Source organism: Agaribacter marinus, from assembly GCF_030160655.1.
GTDB lineage: Bacteria > Pseudomonadota > Gammaproteobacteria > Enterobacterales > Alteromonadaceae > Glaciecola > Glaciecola marina.
Map to the genome: position 1 here is coordinate 442225 of NZ_BSOT01000006.1, position 20880 is coordinate 463104.

A 20880-nucleotide genomic window follows, 5' to 3' on the forward strand; every position below is an offset into this window, starting at 1 on the left:
GTGATTTATTTGATTTTAGGTGGTGCGCGCTCTGGTAAGAGTCAATACGCGACACAAATTGCAACGCAATTGAGCGAAAGTGATGGCCTACAGGTGAGCTATATAGCCCCTGCAACAGCTATCGACGATGAGATGAAGGCGCGTATTCAACGTCACCAACGTGAGCGACCTGACACCTGGCATTTAATTGAAGAGCCGCTTGCCGTAAGTACAGCAATTAGACGCACTAATGATACTCAAATTGTACTCGTTGATTGTTTAACATTATGGCTAAATAATCAAATTTATCATTGCCCCAATCAAGATTTTGAGTGTTTATTTGCTGACCTAATTGCGGCGGCGAGTGCGAGCAAAAGCCACATTATCTTTGTCTCGAACGAAGTGGGGTTGGGCGTTATTCCGATGGGCGAAGTGACCCGGCAATTTGTTGATCAGGCCGGGTGGATGAATCAAGCCATTGCGAAAGCGGCGGACGAAGTCAAGTTTATCGCAGCAGGCTTACCCATGTCGTTAAAATCTCGGACGAATAAAGTTCCTATGTCCGCAGCTAATGCTGAGCAAACGAGTAAAAGACGTGAATAAGATGGCAAATACGACCATCGACTTACTTCGTCACGGTGATGTGGCTGGTAAATCTGCACTGTATGGGCATACAGATGTAGCGCTAAGTGATGACGGGTGGCAAAAGATGCAATCGCAAACCGAGAGCCTACCTATACCCGATGTAATAATAAGTTCGCCCTTAAGCAGATGCTATGCCTTTGCTAAAAACACAGGAAACACAAAATTAATTCCTGTGCAGACATCTAACGACTTGATGGAATGTAATTTTGGCCGTTGGGATGGTGTCGCCTTTGACGACTTACATGGCAACTTGCAAAACGAGTGGCCGCTTTTAGATGCTTTTTGGCAATCGCCATCAACAAATACACCGCCCCAGGGTGAGGCGCTTGCAGCAATGTATCAACGAGTGTGCAAAGGCTTTACAGACATATGTCAACAATACAAAGGTCAACGGGTACTTGTTGTGAGTCACGGCGGTGTTATTCGTCAAATTGTTGCATCCATTTTGGGTATTGACTGGCAAGGAGGTGATTTGTATCAGCAGTTGAGTATTGAGTACGCAAGCTTGACTCGTATTGTGATACTTGATGTTCCGAACGCTAAACCCATCCTTAAGTTTATAGGTAAACCTGCGCCCTTAGAGAGCCAATTTTGAGTGAATCAAGATATAAACAAAACACCATTATGGTACAAGGTACCATGTCTGACGCGGGCAAGAGTATGCTTGTGGCTGCACTGTGCCGCTGTCTAAAAAATAAAGGTTACAATGTGGCGCCTTTTAAGCCGCAGAATATGGCCTTAAATAGTGCAGTCACTGCAGAGGGCGGCGAAATCGGACGTGCGCAAGCCGTACAGGCAAAAGCGGCGGGTATTGTCCCTCATGTGGATATGAATCCGATATTGTTAAAACCATCTACTGATACTGGCGCGCAGGTAATTGTGCATGGGAAGGCTATTGGTGATATGCAAGCAGGGCCTTATCACGCGTATAAAACCAAAGCGATGAGTGCAGTGATTGAATCTCACGCACGTTTAAGGTCTCAGTATGACGTCGTTGTTGTTGAAGGGGCGGGAAGTCCTGCTGAAATTAACTTACGCGATAGAGACATCGCGAATATGGGCTTTGCAGAAGCAGTGGACTGCCCCGTGATTTTGATTGCTGATATTGACCGCGGGGGTGTGTTTGCGCAATTAGTCGGGACCCTCGATTTACTCTCTGCTTCGGAACGCGCGCGGGTAGTTGGTTTTGTCATTAATAAGTTTCGTGGCGATATCTCATTGTTGACATCAGGCCTCGATTGGTTAGAGGCACGAACAGAAAAACCAGTACTTGGCGTGTTGCCATATCTTCATAATTTACAGCTTGCCGCCGAAGATGCCATTCAAGTTGAGCAGAAGGTCTCTAAGGTAAAACTGAAGGTTGTGGTGCCAGTGTTTAGTCGGATTAGTAATCACACTGACTTCGATACCTTGCGTTTACATCCCGAAGTAGATTTGCAACTGGTGCCTCAGGGTAGCCCGCTACCGCCTGCTGATCTAATTATTTTACCTGGTAGTAAAAATGTGCGAGCAGACTTGCTTATGCTTAAAGCGCAATCCTGGCAACAGGATATTCAGCGCCATTTGCGATATGGCGGCAAGGTGCTTGGCATATGTGGTGGGTATCAAATGTTAGGTGAATCAGTGAGTGACCCAAAAGGTATTGAAGGCAATCCCGGTGTTAGTGAGGGCTTAGGGTATTTGCCAATTTCTACGGTGCTTAAGGCAGAAAAACAACTCACACAAGACAGCGGTGTGTTGTGCTTGTCTGCAAGCAACCAAATGCCTATGCCTAAGGTGCAGATAAAAGGCTATCAGATACATGCAGGTGTTTCCCGTAAAACAGCGATGGTTAGTCCGTTTTGTCTGCTCAATGGTGACAACAGTGCGGGTGAGGAAGGTAAGTGCAAGGAAGATGGTTGCGTCTCGGCAGACAATCAAGTCGCAGGGTCGTATTTACATGGCTTGTTTGATGAGCCTGAAGCGATGCAGCACATTTTATGCTGGGCCGGCGCAAACACACAATTGATGGAAGATTATGATTCGCAACAAGAAAAAGAGATTAAACGCATTGCCGATATGACTGAAAAATACTTGGATTGGCAGCGACTTCAACAATATTTACCGGGGCTTACAGGAGATTAACATGAGCAATGATGACAACGCGCAGAAAAGTAAAGAGAAGCACCGAGAGAGGATGCAAGAACACAAAGCCAAGGTAGATGAGCGTATTGCGCAAGCGCAAGAAGAACGTGGTATTTTAATTGTTCTCACCGGCAATGGGAAAGGTAAATCAACCTCGGGTTTTGGTACTGTTGCCCGTGCGGTAGGACATGGCTTAAGCGCCGCCGTTGTGCAATTTGTGAAAGGCACGTGGCCTTGTGGAGAGCGTGATTTATTGCAAAAGTGTGAAGTTCCATTTCACGTAATGGGTACAGGCTTCACTTGGGAGACACAAGACAAAGACACCGATATTAAGGCTGCAAAGGCGGCGTGGGAACAAGCAAAAATTTGGCTTGCTGACTCTTCTATTGATGTGGTGTTATTGGATGAAATTACCTATATGATTACCTACAAATATCTTGATTTAGACGATGTATTGCAAGCTTTCGAGAATAGGCCTAAAGACCAGAGTGTTATCGTGACTGGGCGAGCTTGTCATCGAGCGATAGCTGAAATGGCAGATACGGTAAGTGAAGTAAAACCAGTAAAACACGCGTTTGATAACGGCATTAAAGCACAAAAAGGTATTGATTGGTGATGGCATTATGGTTTAACAATATTCGTAGGCTTAGCACATGGATGCTGCTGCTTCTGTATACTGTCAATTGCCAAGCGTCTGACAACACGCCTGTTAGTCCTGATGACCTTGCAAAACAATCATTACGTTTTATTGTTTTAGCACCGCATATTGTTGAGTCTATGTATGAAATTGGCGCAGGCCAACAAATTATTGGTACAACGGAACACGCCGATTTTCCAAAAGACGCTGAGGCAATCCCAAGAATAGGCAACTACGCCCGATTGCAAGTTGAGAGAATTTTGCAACTACGCCCTGATGCCGTGATTGCATGGCAAACCGGTAATCCTATGGAAGACCTTGCGCGCCTCGAAAAATATAACATTAAGGTAGTGTATTCTCATCCAACTAAGCTCGAAGACGTGGCGACCGAAATTAGAATGTTAGGTGAGTTGACGGGGCGAAGTACTGCCGCTGAGCGGATTGCAAGTCGGTATTTGGTGCGATTAAATGAGATTAAAACGCAATACCAAAATGCAGCCCCAATTTCTGTATTTTATGAGCTTTGGTCTCGGCCGCTTCGTACCGTTGCAGGGCAAGCATGGCCGCAACAACAAGTTGCGCTTTGTGGCGGCAATAACCCGTTTGTAAATGCGACCGAAGATTACCCTCAAGTGTCTTTAGAAAAAGTAATTGCTTACAAACCTCAAGTGATTATTCAACCAAGTCCTCATAGTGGTGAAAGCCCAGACGGTATCGATTGGCAGCAGTGGCACGAGATTCCAGCGGTTAAACACAAGCAAATATTGCATCCGAATTCTGACAAAGTACATCGTATGACAACACGGATGTTGGATGAAATTACCCTACTGTGTGAGCAAATAGCGGCGGCAAGAACACTTTATACTGCGCAAAATGAAGCTAAATAAAGCCCTTCCAAAACTAGCGGCGGACGTTCAAGTAGACAGAAGGTTGACGCAAATATAAGCGAATGGATGTGAGTGCCGTTAGAACTGCATTGACTTTCTGCGCCTAGATTTGTATTGTTCGCGCGCTGTTTAAGGTGCCTGTCGATTGTCATACCAAGATCATCGGGACAGGGTAAACGGGAAGTGTGGTATTGCTGAACAAATTTGGTCTGTTTAACGTGAATCCACCGCTGCCCCCGCAACGGTAACACCATTCTAATTGTCCTATTGAATGGTTAGCCCGATACCGGCCTAAGACGCAATTTATCGCCAATAAGAGCACGTTATTGTAGGCGCTTATTATTGGCTTACCTTTTTGAATGAAGCGGAGGGCTTCATCGGAATTCACAGTTTTTCACATGCTAACATTTGTTGAACTGTTCTCTCCTCATATAGAATATGTGAATGAGATGTGCCATTCATTTTTGTTTGGTGCTAGCTTTCCTTTTCCCTCCCTTGATCGTTATTTTGATTAAGGAAGACACATGCAAGGCCGTAAATTATCGCTAGCCATTGGATTAGCATTATCATCTACTTATTTGTCTGCTGATGAATCTTCATCAGAAGATACTGTCGAAAAAATCGTTGTTGTATCAAGTCGAGTCGCGACCCCATTGCGAGAAGTCGCTACTTCGATATCCGTCGTCACGCAAGACGATATTGAGCGCCGTGGTTACATTAGTTTAGCTGACATACTCAAGGTACAACCGGGGGTAAATGCTACTAATAGCGGTGGTGTTGGCTCAACTTCTGCACTAAGAGTGCGGGGGGAAGAGGGCTATCGTACCTTAGTACGCGTTGACGGTGTTGATATTTCAGACCCAACGGGTACACAAGTGCAAACGCAAGTAGCGCATTTATTAAGTTCTAACATTACCCGAGTCGAAATTTTACGTGGTACACAAGGTTTAGTGTATGGCGCTGATGCAGGTGGTGTAATCAACATTCACACTGGGCAACAAAATGAAGCGCTTTTTGGAAGTGTATCTGCTGAAGGCGGGCGTTTTGATACACGCAATATTGCCGGTGAAATTGGCGGCGGTTTAGGCGGCGTTGACTATTATGTTTCTGCGTCTGACTACAATACAAATGGCTTTAATTCCAGTGTGAATGACTTAATCGATGCTGACAGCGATGGCTATTCGAATACGACTATTCATGCGCGCTTTGGATACCAAATTAATGATGATTTACGGCTAGGTGTCGTTGCAAGGAGCAACGATGGCGAAGGTAAATTTGACAGTTGTGGGTTTGGTGCAAGCTTTAGCAATTTTTGCACAACTAATTTTCAGCAAAACAACCTTCGTATAAATGCAGAATATACACTTGGTAGCACCGAACATGAATTGGCCTTTGTTAAAACCCTAGTGGAAAGGGAAAACGTCAATCAGGGTGTATCAAGCTTTTTTACCAAGGGTCACGTCGAAAGAGTCGAATATGTCGGTAACGCCGATATTAGTGACAATAGCCACGTAATTTGGGGCTTTGACTGGGAGCAGGAAGTCATTTCTTCCGCCAATCAAGCGCGTACGCAAAAAGGGTATTATCTTGAGTATCAAAGTGAAGTATTGAGTGATACTTTTGTCACCGCAGGCTTACGTTACGACGACAATGAAGATTTTGGTGAGCGGGTTAGTTACCGCTTAAGTGCAGCCAAATTATGGGAAGTAAAGGGTGGTGAACTGAAGTTGCGTGGGGCTTATGGGACTGGCTTTAGGGCACCGAGTATTTTTGAGATTGAATATAATCGAGGGCCATTTGCATTTGCGCCCGCGTCAGAAACCTCATTGAAAGAAGAGCAAACGAAAGGTTACGAGCTCGCAGTGGCTTATGCTACTGAGGCCGGATCTAGCTATGAAATCGTCTATTTCGACCAAAAAATTGAAGACAGTATCTTTTTCGATTTAGCGGGTTTTTCTGGGTATTTGCAAGACATTGGCACGTCATTCTCTGAGGGTGTTGAACTCATCGTAAATCAGCAGCTTGCAGACGAACTAGTGCTCACCGCAAACTATACATATAACGACACCGAAGATACAGCGGGTGAGCAGCGTTTACGTCGGCCAGAACACTTGGCAAACATTGGTTTAAGTTATCAATTCGATCAGTTGAGCTTTGCGGCGAACATGCGTTTTGTTCGTGACTTTGTCGATGTTGGTACGGCGTTGCCTAATTACGACGTTGTGGATGTAAGCGCTAGGTATAAATTTGATAACGGCGTTAGCGTATTTGTCAGGGTTGAAAATGCTTTTGATACGGAATATCAAGATCTTGAAGCGTTTAACACCGCAGGATCAGCGTTAAATGTCGGTGTTAAATATAGCTTCTGACAAAGTGATTGAGTGACACATAATAGTTTTTGAAGATGCACAGCCATTGCTATGCATCTTTTTTTTCACTTGTTGCCAACTGTCCTTATACTTTCATATGAAAAAAAAGTTTGTAATATTGTAGACTCCTGTGTATCAATAGCTTTCCATTTGTTAAGAATGTTTTTGATATTAAGGAGTTTTTTTGAAAAGCGGCAAAGATATACATATCCTTATTGTTGACGATGTATCCGAGAATATTCAGGTTGCGATGAATATTTTGAGGGAAGAAAGTTATATGTTTTCTTTTGCATCTGATGGTCAAGAAGCCCTCGAGTTAATAAAATGCAACTCCTTCGATTTAATTTTATTAGATATCATGATGCCCAAGGTGAATGGTTATGATGTGTGTCGTCAAATCAAAGAGATGGAGAACGTTAAAGATATACCGGTAATATTTTTGACGGCTAAAGCGGATGTAGATTCAATATCACAAGGTTTTTTGGCGGGGGGAGTCGACTATATCGTCAAGCCTTTTCATGCCAACGAGTTGCTCGTTAGAGTCAAAACACATGTTGAGCTAGCGTTGTCACGTAAAGCACTAAAAGAACATTCTGATGAAGTACAAACAAAAGCTCGGCTTCAAGCGGAGAGGCTGACAAAAGAGATTGAAGAAAATCAGTGTGAGATGATCTATATTCTGATGGAAGTTATGGAGTCTACATCTGATGAAACCGGACAGCATATTAAGCGAGTCGCAGATACTAGTAAGTTGCTAGCCCAATACGTTGACTATTTGAGTGACGAAGAAGTGAATGCTATCTTTTTAGCATCGCCTATGCATGATATTGGTAAAATCGCGATACCCAAACATATTTTGCATAAACCTGGGCGCTTGACCGACGACGAAATGACCTTAATGAAAACGCATGCTGAAAAAGGGTATGACTTACTCAAAAATTCAAAGCGTCGTTTGACGACAGCGGCGGCCATTATTGCTCGCGAACACCATGAAAAATGGGATGGCAGCGGTTATCCAAGAGGACTAAAAGGCGAAGAAATACATATTTTTGGTCGAATTGTGGCGCTAGCGGATGTATTTGATGCGCTTACCCATAAACGTCAATATAAAAACGCATGGTCGGTAGAGGATGCCGTGGAGTATATTAAACAAAACAGCGGTATACATTTTGACCCATTTTTGGTGGAAGTCCTGGTAGAACATCTGCCAGAGTTTTTGGAAATAATGAAACAGTAAGATGCCATTTCGCTTTGCGTTTTGTTTACTTTTGCTCCTTATTTTGGGTTTTCAGCAAGCCGAGGCTCAACACTTGGCAAAAGTCCAACTTACTCAACAAGAACAGGAGTGGATAGCCAACCATCAGCAGCTTGTTGTTGGTGGAAGTCCTGACTGGACGCCATTTAATTTCACCGATAAACAAGGCAATTATCAGGGCATCGCATGGGATTATTTGCAGTTGGTAGCAAAGAAAACTGGCTTGACCTACCGAGTAGTTATTGATGAATGGCACGTTAATTTAGCACGCGCAAAAAATAATCAAGTCCAGATTTTGGGCGCCGTCTACAAAACCGAAGAAAGAGAAGCCTTTCTTAATTTTTCCCGCCCATATTTTGAAGCACTAGACTATTTTTTTGTTCGTAAAGATTTACAGGTCAATAGATTAGAAGATCTCAATGGTAAGCGTCTGGCACTGCCTTTAGGTTATGCGCATCGAAAAATAATCCAACGCCACTTTCCTGAAATTATAATTGTTGATGTACTTACCTTTGGGGAAGCCATTGATGCAGTGCTGGAAAATCGCGCAGATATACTGTTTGATACATATGGTGCGTTGATATACACCTTAGATATCGAAGGTATTAATACTATTGTGCCTTTTAAATCAACTCGTCATTTAGGTAAGAACCCAATACACATTGCGTCTACTAAGGCACATCCTGAGTTGGCGAACATTATTCAAAAAGGGCTGGATGCAATTACTCCAGAGCAGCATAGAGAAATTTACAATCGTTGGTTTAGCCCCAATAGTCTTGCAGACACATCAACACAGTCGAAAGTAAGCGCTGAGTTTGGACAGGCAAAAAATCGTCTGAAGTTAACCGATGAACAGCATAAATGGATTCAGGAGCACCCGGTGATAAATGTGGCCGGCGACTACGCATGGGCACCTTTCGAATATCAAAATGAGCGAGGCGAACATGATGGCTTAAGTCATGACATGTTATTAGAAGTTGCCGCATTAACGGGCTTACAGTTTAGGTTTTCTAATGACGTTTGGGAAAGGGCATTGGTAAGCGTTGAACAGAAGCAAAGTGATTTATTAGCCGCTGCATTTAAAACGCCCGAACGTGAAAAGCACCTATTATTCTCAGTACCATACATAGATGTACTTAATTATTTTTTTATTCGAAGTGATATCGATATTTCCCGTATTGAGGAGCTGTCAGGGTATCGTTTAGCCATAATTCGTGACGCAGCTATGGAAGAAGAAATCCGTCAGCAAATCCCGGGAATAGAATTCATCTATGTAGAGTCGCCAGCGCAAGCGATACAGTATATATCTCAGAATAAAGCCGATGTGTTGTTTGATTCACATGCCGTTGTGATGTACTTGCTCGACAAAACACCACAAAGCAATATAGTGCCGCTTAAGACCTTGCCAAACCTCCCGATAAATTCGTTGCACATAGCGGTAAGAGACGATTATCAGCCCTTACTGGACATCATTAATTTGGCTTTGATTCAGATTGAGGATGATAGGTTTGACTACATGCTTGATAAATGGGGAATAAATCGACAATTAGGCGGTACGTCAAGAATAGCACTAAGCAAAGAAGAACAAGCTTGGTTATTGGAGCACAATGAATTTACGTTTGTAGCAGATCCAAGTTGGATGCCTTTCGAAGCCGTTGATCAGCAAGATCAGTATCAGGGCATGATGCCCGAGTACTATGATTTGGTGGCAAAAACCCTTGATATTACCTTTTCAAGAGTAAGCACTAATAGTTGGCAAGAAAGTACAAATCTGATGTTAACAAAAAAAGTTAACATGGGGACTGCGGCAAGCACCTATAAACCTTATCAGGACCTACTATTTACTGACAGTTTCATCCAAAGCCCATTTGTAATTGTAATGCAAAATGAGCACAAATATATCGATGATGTCAGTAAGTTGATGGACAAGCGAATAACGATAATTCACGATTATGCTAGTTCGGATGCATTGATAAATCGTTTTCCTGATAAGCAATTTCAGATTGTTTCATCCACCGATGTCGGCCTAGAAGACTTATATTTAGGTAAAACAGATGTGCTAATTAGTCCATTGGCGCAAGTAAATTACCTCATTGCCGAGAAAGGCTATAGCAGTTTACGCGTTGTGGGTAAAACAAACTACGATTTAGAGATTAGCTTTGCTATACAGCCTGAGTTTTCTGAGCTAGTGCCAATGATAAACAAGGTATTGGCGAGTATTAGTACCGTCGAAAAACAGCAGATTTTGGACAAATGGGGTGAGAAAGAATTACTGCTCAAGACGGATTATCAACTTATTTTTATCATTCTCGCAGTGGCCGTTGCCATTATTTCTTTTGTATTTTTTTGGAATAGGCGACTACAGTGTGAAATCCAACTGAGAACTCGTACTGAACTATCTTTAAAACAAAGTGAACGCAATTTATCTGTGGTTATCGATAATATTCCTGTGATCGTCTATGTGGTGGACGTGCAAACTGATTTATTGCTTATGGCTAATGTAAACGCAATTAATGCATTGGGGATAGATGAAGCCAAGGTGCACTCTGTGATGGGCACGCAGTTTTATAACGGTGAAACCGACAAAGTACTGGATCATCAAACGAAAATCTCAACTGTCGATGGTCAGAGTATTGAAGGGCTATTGTCTATTATTGCTATTCGGTATCAAAACAAAGATGCCTTATTGCATATTATTGTAGATTTAAATGAACGGATTTCGATGGAAAGAGATCTACAGAAAGCAAAGAATCACGCCGAGCTAGCGAATAAGGCTAAATCAGAGTTTCTAGCGAATATGAGCCACGAAATTCGTACGCCAATGAACGCGATAATTGGCTTTACGGAGCTGTTAGAAGAGCAAATTCAAGATACAAAGCTTACGTCATTTGTTAAAACCATTAAATCTGCCGGTAGTTCATTGTTATTGTTGATAAACGACATATTGGACTTGTCTAAGATTGAAGCCGGGAAGTTGAATATTTCGAAGGAAGTCTGTAATCCTCATAGTATTTTCGAAGATATTAGCAATGTATTTTCCATGAATGTGCGAAATAAAGGCTTAGACTTCATACTAAAAGTGGATGACCGAATTCCACATGCCTTATTGTTAGATTCTACGCGTATACGACAGGTATTATTTAATTTGGTCGGTAATGCGGTGAAGTTTACGGATACTGGCAGCATCACTTTGTTGGCCGCGGCCGAAAACAAAAATGACATTCACAGTACGGTCGATTTGCGCATTGATGTGCAAGATACCGGCATTGGCATTGAGCAACATATGCTTGAACATATTTTTCAGAGTTTTCAGCAGCATGAAGGTCAAAGCGTAAGAAAATATGGTGGTACGGGGCTAGGCCTGAGCATTAGTAAACGCTTAGTCGAATTGATGGGCGGTAAAATTTTTGTCACTAGTCAGCCTGGCAATGGCGCTTGCTTTTCGGTGTTATTACGTGAAGTTGATATTATGGCGGTTAAAAGGGGGGAGTCTGAAGCCTCCATCGATCGACAGATGCCAAGTGTTGTTACGTTTAATAAGGCGCGTGTATTAGTGGTTGACGATATTGAGGATAACCGAAATCTGTTGATTGAAATTTTTAAAATGCTGAACATTGAATGTATGCAAGCATCTAACGGTCGACAAGCGGTAGAGATGGCCAACAAGCATAAGTTTGACTTAATTGTAATGGATATACGTATGCCGGTAATGGATGGCTATCAAGCCGCAAATGAAATAAATCAAACAAAACCTAATTTGCCAATAGTGGCACTTACTGCGTCAGTGATGCGAGATGATTACGAGCGTCAACGCCGAGAAAATTTTGTGGGTTATTTGCGTAAGCCGGTATTAAAAAAGGAACTCGTTGACGAGTTGAAGAAGTACCTTCCATACAGTCAAGTTGAGTTGCAAGACACGCAGACCAAAACTACCCAATTTGGCAAGGAACTTGTCATCGAATTGGCTAAAGACTACTTGGCGCAGTGCAGACAGTTAAGTCAAAGCAATAACTTACAAGAAATCGCAGCGTTTGCGAACGCGTTGATTGAATTAGCGAAAGCGCGTAAATCAGAGGCCCTCGAAACATATGCTAAGCAACTTGTTGAGTCGACAGATAATTTTAATATTGCTGAGATTAAATCGGCATTAAATCAATTTACTATTATGTGCACAGAGCAATAATTTGCTCATTGTTAAAAATGTCTGTAGTTTGCAAATAAACCAAGCATGCCATCCATTTTGTCGACGAAATATTGATAAGACACAGTTATTAGAAAAATTTCCACAACATGCAGTCATATTTCAGCGACTTGCGCACTAATAAGTTGTGTTAAACGTTATTTTACTTGTTGATTTTGAGTAGACCTGCTAACTTTTTGAGTGCGGACAAAAATTATACAGCTCACAAACAACTACTGCGGTCTTAAATGCAATACACCAAAAAAGGAATGAGATATTGTCTGATACTTCAAAGGGACGTAGTCGACGATTAGGTTGGAAACCACTAAGATATAGTGTCGACGTCGGTGACGAAGTTAAAATTGTAGAACCTCCTTTTGTGGTCGCCGTTATTGCCAATTTAAGTGGCTCGTCGTATTCGGAACATAGGCCGCAGCTTCACGAAAGGAATTTTAAAGCAGTCGACGTTAACAACTTAGATGATTTGCTTGACCGAGTGAGTCCAAATTTACATTTCACTGTAGAAGACACCTTGGGTATAGGCGACTCAGGTCTTAGTCTAGATTTACACTTTCGACGTTTTGCAGATTTTAGGCCTGAAAATGTCATTATGCAGGTTCCTCACTTGCACAAGGTTTATCAACTTCGCAGCTATTTTTCTGAATTGATGCTCAATCTTGAGATACGACGCGAGCTTGTAGATGAATTTGAATCCTGGGAGCTGAGCGAAGAAAAGCGCGTAGAGTTACTTTCTTTCGATTTTGAATATAGTGAAGATTATGCTGAATTAGAGGGGTTACCTGAAGGTATCAGCGACGCTACTCATTATTCTGTATTGCGCGTGATCTTGAGTGACTGGAAGAGTAGCCAGTTGGGTATTGTAGAATTTGTTAATGCGAGGCTTTCTGAACTAGACAAAAAGTTATCTGCGCAGGTCGATCTTATTATTCATCATCCAGAATTTATGGCGCTGGAAGCTACCTGGCGTGGCCTTGAATATCTTGCTAGAGAAACTGAAGTTAGCGATCTATTAAAATTGAGAGTGCTGAACGTATCAAAGCGTGAAGTTTTTGAGCAATATGATAAGTGCATCGAAATTGACCGAAGTGTACTTTTTAAAAAACTCTTTGATGATGAAGTTGGTGTGATGGGTGGTGAGCCCTACGGGCTTATTGTGTGCGACTTTGATATTACACTGCAACGTGAAGACATAAGTTTACTTGACAATTTGGCGCATACGGCGGCCATATGCAGAGCGCCAGTACTAATGTCCGCTTCTCCAGATTTATTTTCACTCACGTCATGGTCTTCGCTTTCTAAACTGCATAATCTGACGAGGTTGTTCGAAAGTGCCGATTACCTTCATTGGCGAGCGTTTAGACAAACGCTTGATGCCTCCTTTGTATCACTAGTACTTCCACGCTTATTAGCCCGTATACCTTGGGACAGCGAAGGTGACATACGTCAGCACGGTTTTTTGTATACCGAAAATTGCGGAAATGACGAAAATGACGATCATTTTAGCTGGATGAGTGGCGCATTTGGCTTGGCGTCGGTTATCGTCAATGCTTTTGCTCGTGATCGATGGTGTGCTGACTTACGAGGTCCACGCTGGGGCAGAATCGAAGGCATCCCTGCCCACCATATTCATGAAGGCAATGAAATTTATAAAGTCATTGGTCCTAGCGAGTTGGATTTTTCGGAGCGACGCCTGCATGAACTAGCAGCCCTTGGTTTTGTTTCATTGTCTCGCCATAAGAGTGGGGAATTTGCGGCTGTACATACACCTACTTCTGTTGCGGAGCAAAAACTATATTCAAGTCAAGAGGCGAATGACTGCGCATATCATGCGATACAATTAGAGCATCAGCTTTGCGTTGGGCGAGTATGGAATGTTATTCGTTCTTATTTAAGTCATAGTTGTGGGCAGTATGACAATTGGGAAGTCGTGTCAGAAGATATCGAGCGTTGGCTTCGGGAGTATTGTGTCGGTGACGATATGGACAATGATAGTCGGAGCAAGTCGGTTTTTGTTGCGCCATTTAAAAGCGTTGACGTAAAAATTATAGGAACCGACAAATCACAACCGCATATTCAAGTAAGAATTGAGCTTAATTATATTCCTCAAGGGAAGGCTATCGCGAGTATGCTATTTGTGCATCCACCGACGGGTGTCTTGTCTGCTAGGCTTATCCCTTGAGTAAGGGCTGACAATGGAAAAAAATGGTCAGCACTCAAGGTCTGAGGAGTATTCTTCTAGTACCTCGATATATAACGATGAACCGGATGTAAATGATCAACTGGACCGAGTTGAGCTCGCAAAAGCGTTTTCAGAACTGGTTGATAGTTGTGAAACGCCGTTAGTGATTGGGATTTTTGGTACTTGGGGGGCAGGTAAAACGACATTCTTAAAATTGGTTGAGCAACACTTTGCAGAACAGTCTACACATAGTGTTTGGTTTAACGCCTGGGAGCATGATCAGGACGACGCGCCGGCGGTATCTTTATTACATGCAACGGTAGATTCCCTAGGACTTAACCAAGAATTTAAACACTCGTTATCCCAAGTGGCATTGGCATTTGGCTCTGTTTTGTTGAAGAAGACCACGACGCTTTCGATTGATAATGTCGAAAAAGTTAAGAAAATTCTTGATGAAGAATCGTTTCGCGTCAGGGAAGCAAGGGCCAAATTACAGAGTCACTTTAAAGAGCTACTTAAAAAAGCCGCAGATAAAGGGCATGGAAGAATTGTTTTCTTCATCGATGATTTAGACCGGTGTTCGCCTGAATGTGTGGTTCGCGTTTTGTCGTCAATTAAGCTTTATTTTAATGTACCAAATTGCGTGTTCTTCCTTGGCATTGATCGCGAGACCATTGAGCACGCAATTAATACGGAAACAGGCAAAAGTGGCAGCAGTAATGAGGCTAAATATTTGGACAAGATGGTTCAACTACCTTTTTCCCTGCCGCCTATATCAGAAAAAACCTTTGAAACATATATAACTGCGTTGTTACCAGACGATTTACTTGCATGCTCGAAGGTCTTATTCGATGGACTGGATCGAAATCCTCGTTCAGTAAAACGCTTTATTAACAATTTGATTCTTAGGCATAAACTGGCATTAAACCTTAAGATTTCAAATTACGACCCGCAACTTTTAGCGTTACTACTGCTTTTTGAACAAGCACAACCTGCATTATTTCGAGAGTTGGCTCAAAATCAATCGCTGCTATTGGATTTGCATCAGAACGACGAAAAAGCTAGAGATAAAATAGAATCGAAAAGCATTCGTAAGGCGCTTGCTAACGCATATGTGTCTGAGTTTGCTCGCCTAACGAATTATTTTAGTCTAGCTAATTTAGATGTAGCGATGAAGCAAGAGAAAGATGAATCGCTAGATCTTAGTGCATTGGCTAAGGCGCATGGGAAGTGGCTGAAAAGTGTGAGGCAAAAAGGCCAAAAATGGGTAGAAAAAGGCGTTAATTTTACCGAACAAAACTTTGATAACATGATCTTGCGAGAAGCTGACTTTACAACGGCATTGATGAACAATAGCAGTTTTAGAAAAGCAGATCTTAGACGAGCGCGTTTGGCTGGTGCAACCTTGCAACACGCAGATTTTACCGCTGCAAATTTGAGAGAGGCTGATTTGCGCGAGGCAGATTTAGTGGGTGCTAATCTACATCAAGCAGACTTAAACAATTGCAACCTGACCAGAACAAATCTGCGAGGGGCAAATTTACGCAAAACGATTGGCTTAAGCTACGAACAAATAAAAAAAAGCCTGATTGATAGTAGTACCCAGCTACCCTTGCCATTAGCAACAAAAGTCGCGAAACAAAATGACAATATTGTTACTCGTCGCGCTGTTAAAGGTAAACCTTTACAAGTAACATCATCTACTTCAATGGATAAAACAACACCCGTTAAATCTATGAGTGTAGGCGCTAAAATTAAACAGTTTTTTTCTTTTTGGCAACGTGACTTTTGATGTTGTTTGCACGACGTGAACTGCTAGGTGATTCGCATGCAATATCCCTCATTTGGGGTGTTTACAAAGGAAAGAACAATGATGTATTTTTTGCAAAAAATAAACCTTATTAATCGAAGTAGAATTCATTTGCGTCACTTCATTTCTACAATCGCATTAACGCTGTTGCTAGCGTCGAATACCGCCTTTGCCGCCGATGACAAAAAACCATGGGTTTGGCACGAACACATTAAAGGAGTGTATGACGGGCCTAAATCTTTGGTGTCTGCGATTACAGGGATTGAATATCCTTACCACGTGTACTTACCACCTTCGTATAACGAGCAGCCAAACGCCGTTTATCCAGTGTTTATTATTCTTGACGGGCAATGGAATTTGCCGGGCTATGGCTTTAACGTCGATCAAAAAAAGCTCGATATTATTCTTGTTGCGATTGAAGAAGGGCCAAAGGGAAGCAAGCGCAGAAATATTGACTACAAGTTGCCCGGTGCAATTGCATATACCGACTTTATTGCAAAAGAGTTTGTGCCTCATATCGATAGTCATTACCGAGTTGACAGTGCCAATCGTACAATTCAAGGCACCTCGCTAGGCGGCATTGCGTCGACAGTTATGTTACTTAGAGACGATGTAAAACAACCGCTTTTTAAGAACTACCTAGCGGATGATCCGTCATACTGGGATAGAGCCGATGAAATGCAGGCGTTAGCGAAATTACGCAAAGACGCGGGCGTCACTAAACAAGCCAATTTATTTGTTACTACTGCCTTTCCCTTAGGTAATCACTATGCGGCGACTGAATTATTGGACACTATAGAAAGCCTAGATATTCCCCATTTGAATATCACCAGAGAAAAGTATTTCACTACGCACAAAAACATTTCATCTGCTTCACTGAAAGATACCTTAGATAAGGTATTTGGCAGTTTAAAGCAGTAGCGCAACAACGAGACAGTATTCACCATGAAAACCCTAGATTTACAAACGCCATTGGCCACACTTCAAGCATTTTTAACTGCGTTAAATTGGCTTCAAGATGAAAATATTCAAAAAGTAGAATCGCCAGGTGAAGGCAATATGAATGTACTAATGCGTGTAGTGACCGATAAGCGCACATTTATTTTGAAACAATCCAGAGCCTATGTACGCAAATATCCTGATGTAGCCGCGCCGATCGAAAGAATTGACGCCGAGCACGAATTTTACTTAGCCATTCGGGGCGCAAACATTGAGGCACATACCCCTCGCGTTCTAGCATACGCGCCAGCACATTATTTGATGATGATGGAAGATTTAGGGGCGGGTGAAGATATGACGCAGATATATTCAGAATGCGACGTTGCTGTTGAAGATGTCACGTGTTTGCTGACTATTATGGCGCATATTCATGAACAAAAAGCCCCTGAAGACTTCCCGTTAAATCTTGCTCTGCGTAAATTAAATCATGCGCACCTTTTTGTGCTGCCTTATATGCTCGATAATGGCTTTCAGTTAGATGACGTACAACAAGGTTTGCAAGCCTTGTCGATGCCATACAAAACGGATAAAACGCTTCAAGCAATCATCGACAAATTAGGTCAACATTATCTTTCTCAAGGCACTACCTTACTTCATGGCGACTATTACCCCGGTAGTTGGATGAAAGCGAAGGGACAACTTTACATCATGGATCCTGAATTTTGCTTTGTCGGCGCAAAAGAGTATGACGTTGGGGTAATGGCCGCTCATTTGCTCATGACTACCGGCGAGCATACATGGCTAAATACCGTTTGTGCCACCTACGCAAATAAACTCGACGAGCAGTTAGTGTATCAGTATGCGGGTATGGAGATTTTGCGGCGGTTAATTGGCTTAGCGCAATTACCACTTAAAAGGACAATAGAAGAAAAGGCCGTGTTGTTAAAATTAGCGCGAGAATTAGTGATGGCCTGAGGTTGAGGTATGTGCTCGGTATTTTTTATTTACATTGGTTTTCTAATTAAATAGAAGAAAGGTAAATAAGGCCTTGCTCAATACAACAAATTACTATAAGTTCGCCGCTCCTTTTTTATCCAGTGCGCAAAGCGCTTTCGTCTGTCAGCTTTCGGTCGGTCTTCGAGCGTAGTGTTGGTATTGGCGCTGAATAAATGATTACCATCCAACATTTAACAAGAGTATTTTTAAATATATGAGTTTTTCCTCTTTAGGGCTATCTAAGGCGCTCGTCAATGCGGTTGAATCCAAAGGGTATTCAACGCCTACTCCCATACAAGCAGAAGGCATCCCTGCAGTGCTTTCCGGCAAAGATATTATGGCAGCAGCGCAAACGGGGACAGGAAAAACAGCGGCATTCACTTTGCCGCTGATTGAAAAACTCTCGAATAATTATCGGCCACCTAGAGCTAACCATATTAAAGCCTTGGTGTTAACACCTACGCGTGAATTGGCAGCTCAGGTAGCGGCCAATGTAAATGAATACAAAGTAAATACTCAGATAAAGTCGCATGTTGTGTTTGGTGGTGTATCTATTAACCCGCAAATGAAAAATTTGCGCCGTGGCTGCGATATTCTAGTCGCAACACCGGGCCGCTTATTGGATTTATTTCAACAGAACGCGGTTAAGTTTTCCGATGTTGAAGTGTTGGTACTGGACGAAGCCGACCGTATGTTAGATATGGGCTTTATTCATGATATAAAACGAGTGCTTAAACTATTGCCGGTAAAACGTCAGAATTTACTGTTTTCTGCGACGTTTTCAGACGACATTCGCACGCTCGCTAGTTCTTTGGTAAATGATCCGATTGAAATATCGGTAACGCCTAAAAATACTGCAAATACGAGTGTTGAGCATTCGATAGTCTTTCTTGAAAAAGCCAACAAAAGCCGCCTATTAAGCCACCTTATCGAGAGTAACAATTGGCAGCAAGCCTTGGTATTTACTCGCACTAAACATGGCGCCAATAGACTTACAAAGCAATTATCAGGCAAAGGGATTACCGCTGCGGCTATTCATGGTAACAAGAGCCAAGGTGCTCGTACCAAGGCATTGAAAGAGTTTAAAAGCGGTGAGTTGCGTATATTAGTTGCCACAGATATCGCGGCAAGAGGCATCGACATCGATCAATTACCAAATGTCGTTAATTATGATTTGCCAAATGTTGCAGAAGATTATGTGCATCGCATTGGCCGTACCGGCCGAGCTGGGGCGACAGGCAGCGCTGTATCATTTGTCACCATTGAAGATGTAAAGCAACTCGCGGATATTCAGAACCTAATTCAAAAAATCATACCTGTTATTCATGTAAAAGGTTTCTCGTCAAAGCATGAGTTGCCGCCAATGAAACTGAAGCCTGTGAAACCAGCAAGACCCAAAAAGCCGAAACAGGGCAGCACAGGTGCTAAAAGTGCTAACGCAGGTAATAACAGCAACTCAAGAACGCGTGCAAAACAGCGACGCAAAACGCCGCCTAAAAACCAGCATACACAAAACTAGCTATTGACCGCTATCAATCTACAACAGCATGGCGGTCTAGCACACTCTCTAGTGCGGCCATGCCAGCAGGTAAATCAAGTTGTTGGCCAAGTAAATTAATACTTGCGCCAAAGGCGTGTAATGTTCGGAATAAATTATGTGCACGGCATTGTTCGCCCATTTGCCCAATTCTGACGATATTAGCACCAAAGGACCCTGAAATTTCGACCTTATAGCGGCTTGACAGCGTGCGAAGTAGCTCAGGCGACTGAATGCCATCAGGCACTTTGATACCAACGACGGAGTTTAATCTAGCCTCGGGTTTAACATGCAAGTGAAGCCCCATGGCTTCAATTCCTGCCTGTAGCGCTTGCGAACTTCTTGCATGTCGTTCGCATCTGAGCTCAAGCGTTTCGGTACAGACTAAGCGCAACGCTTCATGAATCGCCAAAATACCGGATACAGGGGCAGTGTAATGATACGATTTTTTATACCAAAACTGGTCCGCTAATTTTGCATCTAAACACCAGTGCTTTAGTTGGTCTTTGCGGGCTAAAATATGTTCCCACGCTTGTTTAGAAAATCCAATGAGTGATACGCCAGGAATACACGATAAGCCTTTTTGGCCGCCAGTAATAACAGCATCAATTCCCCAATTGTCCATTTCAAATGGCATGGTACTTAAGGTACATACGGCATCGACAACGACTAAACAATTGTGCTTTTTCGCAATGGCGGCAATATTGGCAAGTGCATGATTGCATACGGTGCTGGAGGTTTCGCCTTGTACTATCGTAAGTACTTGCGGCTGATGTTTAACAATATATTCTTCCACTATTTCGGGGGCCGCGCTTTCGCCCTCAGGCACAAGTAGTCGGATAACATCTGCATCGACACGCGCAGCCATTTCGGCTAAGCGACTACTAAAAAAGCCGTTGCATATACTGAGTACTTTACTTTTAGGTACGACCAAATTGGCAATTGCCATTTCCATGGCCGCAGAGCCAGGCCCAGCTACACCGAGAATGTGCCCATGTTGTGTTTGAAACACATACCGAGACATTTGTTTTACTTGCTCGATAATTTGCGCCATGGTGTCCCCGAGATGATTAATCACAATGCCATTTGCTGCCGCGACTCGGGCCGGAATTGGCACAGGGCCAGCGCCCATCATGAGTAGTGGTTCGTCGGGCAAAATGTTGTCGAGTGATAATAAGCCAGTGGGCGCCTGAATTTGCAAAATGTTTCCTATAGAGTCATATGTTAGAAGATGTAGCGAGTTACATTCTCTACTACATCATATTGCACAAGCGCATATTATAAGCACATTGGGCAGCGAAAGCTCATGGCTTTTTTGCTCA

General features: G+C 42.8%; 14 protein-coding genes and 1 riboswitch. Of the genes, 13 read left to right on the plus strand and 1 reads right to left on the minus strand.

The genetic code is table 11. The features are described from left to right. The 13 genes from cobU (at position 1) to QQK00_RS12785 (ending at position 19540) form a co-directional block, all read left to right on the plus strand. Positions 1-582, plus strand: a complete 582-nt coding sequence (gene cobU, locus QQK00_RS12725) for a bifunctional adenosylcobinamide kinase/adenosylcobinamide-phosphate guanylyltransferase (RefSeq protein ID WP_284217956.1) — start codon at positions 1-3, stop codon at positions 580-582. 1 nt (position 583) lies between these two features. Next, positions 584-1219, plus strand: a complete 636-nt coding sequence (locus QQK00_RS12730; protein WP_284217957.1) for a histidine phosphatase family protein — start codon at positions 584-586, stop codon at positions 1217-1219. 29 nt (positions 1220-1248) lie between these two features. Then, the gene (locus QQK00_RS12735) at positions 1249-2748 is read left to right on the plus strand and encodes a cobyric acid synthase (protein WP_284218318.1); all 1500 of its coding nucleotides are present in this window, start codon (positions 1249-1251) and stop codon (positions 2746-2748) included. 1 nt (position 2749) lies between these two features. Further along, a complete protein-coding gene (gene cobO, locus QQK00_RS12740; RefSeq protein WP_284217958.1) occupies positions 2750-3364 on the plus strand; it encodes a cob(I)yrinic acid a,c-diamide adenosyltransferase in 615 nt (204 codons plus the stop codon). Then, entirely contained in the window at positions 3364-4272 is a 909-nt protein-coding gene (locus tag QQK00_RS12745) for a cobalamin-binding protein (protein ID WP_284217959.1), read from the plus strand. Before cobO ends, QQK00_RS12745 begins: the two co-directional genes overlap by 1 nt. 115 nt (positions 4273-4387) lie before the next feature. Next, a riboswitch (cobalamin riboswitch) is annotated at positions 4388-4581 on the plus strand. Between the two features lie 215 nt (positions 4582-4796). Then, entirely contained in the window at positions 4797-6641 is a 1845-nt protein-coding gene (locus tag QQK00_RS12750) for a TonB-dependent receptor plug domain-containing protein (protein WP_284217960.1), read from the plus strand. Positions 6642-6825: 184 nt separating this feature from the next. After that, positions 6826-7878, plus strand: a complete 1053-nt coding sequence (locus tag QQK00_RS12755; RefSeq protein ID WP_284217961.1) for an HD domain-containing phosphohydrolase — start codon at positions 6826-6828, stop codon at positions 7876-7878. 1 nt (position 7879) lies between these two features. Beyond that, on the plus strand, positions 7880-12079 hold the full coding sequence (locus QQK00_RS12760) for a transporter substrate-binding domain-containing protein (protein ID WP_284217962.1): 4200 nt from the start codon (positions 7880-7882) through the stop codon (positions 12077-12079). 274 nt (positions 12080-12353) lie between these two features. After that, the gene (gene tssC / locus QQK00_RS12765; RefSeq protein ID WP_284217963.1) at positions 12354-14276 is read left to right on the plus strand and encodes a type VI secretion system contractile sheath large subunit; all 1923 of its coding nucleotides are present in this window, start codon (positions 12354-12356) and stop codon (positions 14274-14276) included. Between the two features lie 13 nt (positions 14277-14289). Then, positions 14290-16068, plus strand: a complete 1779-nt coding sequence (locus QQK00_RS12770; RefSeq protein WP_284217964.1) for a P-loop NTPase fold protein — start codon at positions 14290-14292, stop codon at positions 16066-16068. Between the two features lie 78 nt (positions 16069-16146). Continuing rightward, positions 16147-17007: an alpha/beta hydrolase gene (locus QQK00_RS12775; protein WP_284217966.1), complete on the plus strand. Its 861-nt coding sequence runs from the start codon at positions 16147-16149 to the stop codon at positions 17005-17007. A gap of 24 nt (positions 17008-17031) precedes the next feature. Then, positions 17032-18000: a phosphotransferase gene (locus QQK00_RS12780; RefSeq protein WP_284217967.1), complete on the plus strand. Its 969-nt coding sequence runs from the start codon at positions 17032-17034 to the stop codon at positions 17998-18000. A gap of 235 nt (positions 18001-18235) precedes the next feature. Continuing rightward, the gene (locus QQK00_RS12785; RefSeq protein ID WP_284217968.1) at positions 18236-19540 is read left to right on the plus strand and encodes a DEAD/DEAH box helicase; all 1305 of its coding nucleotides are present in this window, start codon (positions 18236-18238) and stop codon (positions 19538-19540) included. Positions 19541-19553: 13 nt separating this feature from the next. Here the strand turns inward: QQK00_RS12785 and QQK00_RS12790 are convergent, their stop codons facing one another. Then, complete coding sequence (locus QQK00_RS12790; RefSeq protein ID WP_431307741.1) at positions 19554-20693, minus strand: pyridoxal-phosphate-dependent aminotransferase family protein; 1140 nt, start codon at positions 20691-20693, stop codon at positions 19554-19556. Positions 20694-20880: the final 187 nt, after the last annotated feature.

Coding starts and splice junctions, on each gene's coding strand:
- QQK00_RS12730 (WP_284217957.1), top strand. CDS start 584: ATGGCAAATACGACCATCGACTTACTTCGTCACGGTGATGTGGCTGGT.
- QQK00_RS12735 (WP_284218318.1), top strand. CDS start 1,249: ATGGTACAAGGTACCATGTCTGACGCGGGCAAGAGTATGCTTGTGGCT.
- cobO (WP_284217958.1), top strand. CDS start 2,750: ATGAGCAATGATGACAACGCGCAGAAAAGTAAAGAGAAGCACCGAGAG.
- QQK00_RS12745 (WP_284217959.1), top strand. CDS start 3,364: ATGGCATTATGGTTTAACAATATTCGTAGGCTTAGCACATGGATGCTG.
- QQK00_RS12750 (WP_284217960.1), top strand. CDS start 4,797: ATGCAAGGCCGTAAATTATCGCTAGCCATTGGATTAGCATTATCATCT.
- QQK00_RS12760 (WP_284217962.1), top strand. CDS start 7,880: ATGCCATTTCGCTTTGCGTTTTGTTTACTTTTGCTCCTTATTTTGGGT.
- QQK00_RS12770 (WP_284217964.1), top strand. CDS start 14,290: ATGGAAAAAAATGGTCAGCACTCAAGGTCTGAGGAGTATTCTTCTAGT.
- QQK00_RS12775 (WP_284217966.1), top strand. CDS start 16,147: ATGATGTATTTTTTGCAAAAAATAAACCTTATTAATCGAAGTAGAATT.
- QQK00_RS12780 (WP_284217967.1), top strand. CDS start 17,032: ATGAAAACCCTAGATTTACAAACGCCATTGGCCACACTTCAAGCATTT.
- QQK00_RS12785 (WP_284217968.1), top strand. CDS start 18,236: ATGAGTTTTTCCTCTTTAGGGCTATCTAAGGCGCTCGTCAATGCGGTT.
- QQK00_RS12790 (WP_431307741.1), bottom strand. CDS start 20,693: ATGATGGGCGCTGGCCCTGTGCCAATTCCGGCCCGAGTCGCGGCAGCA.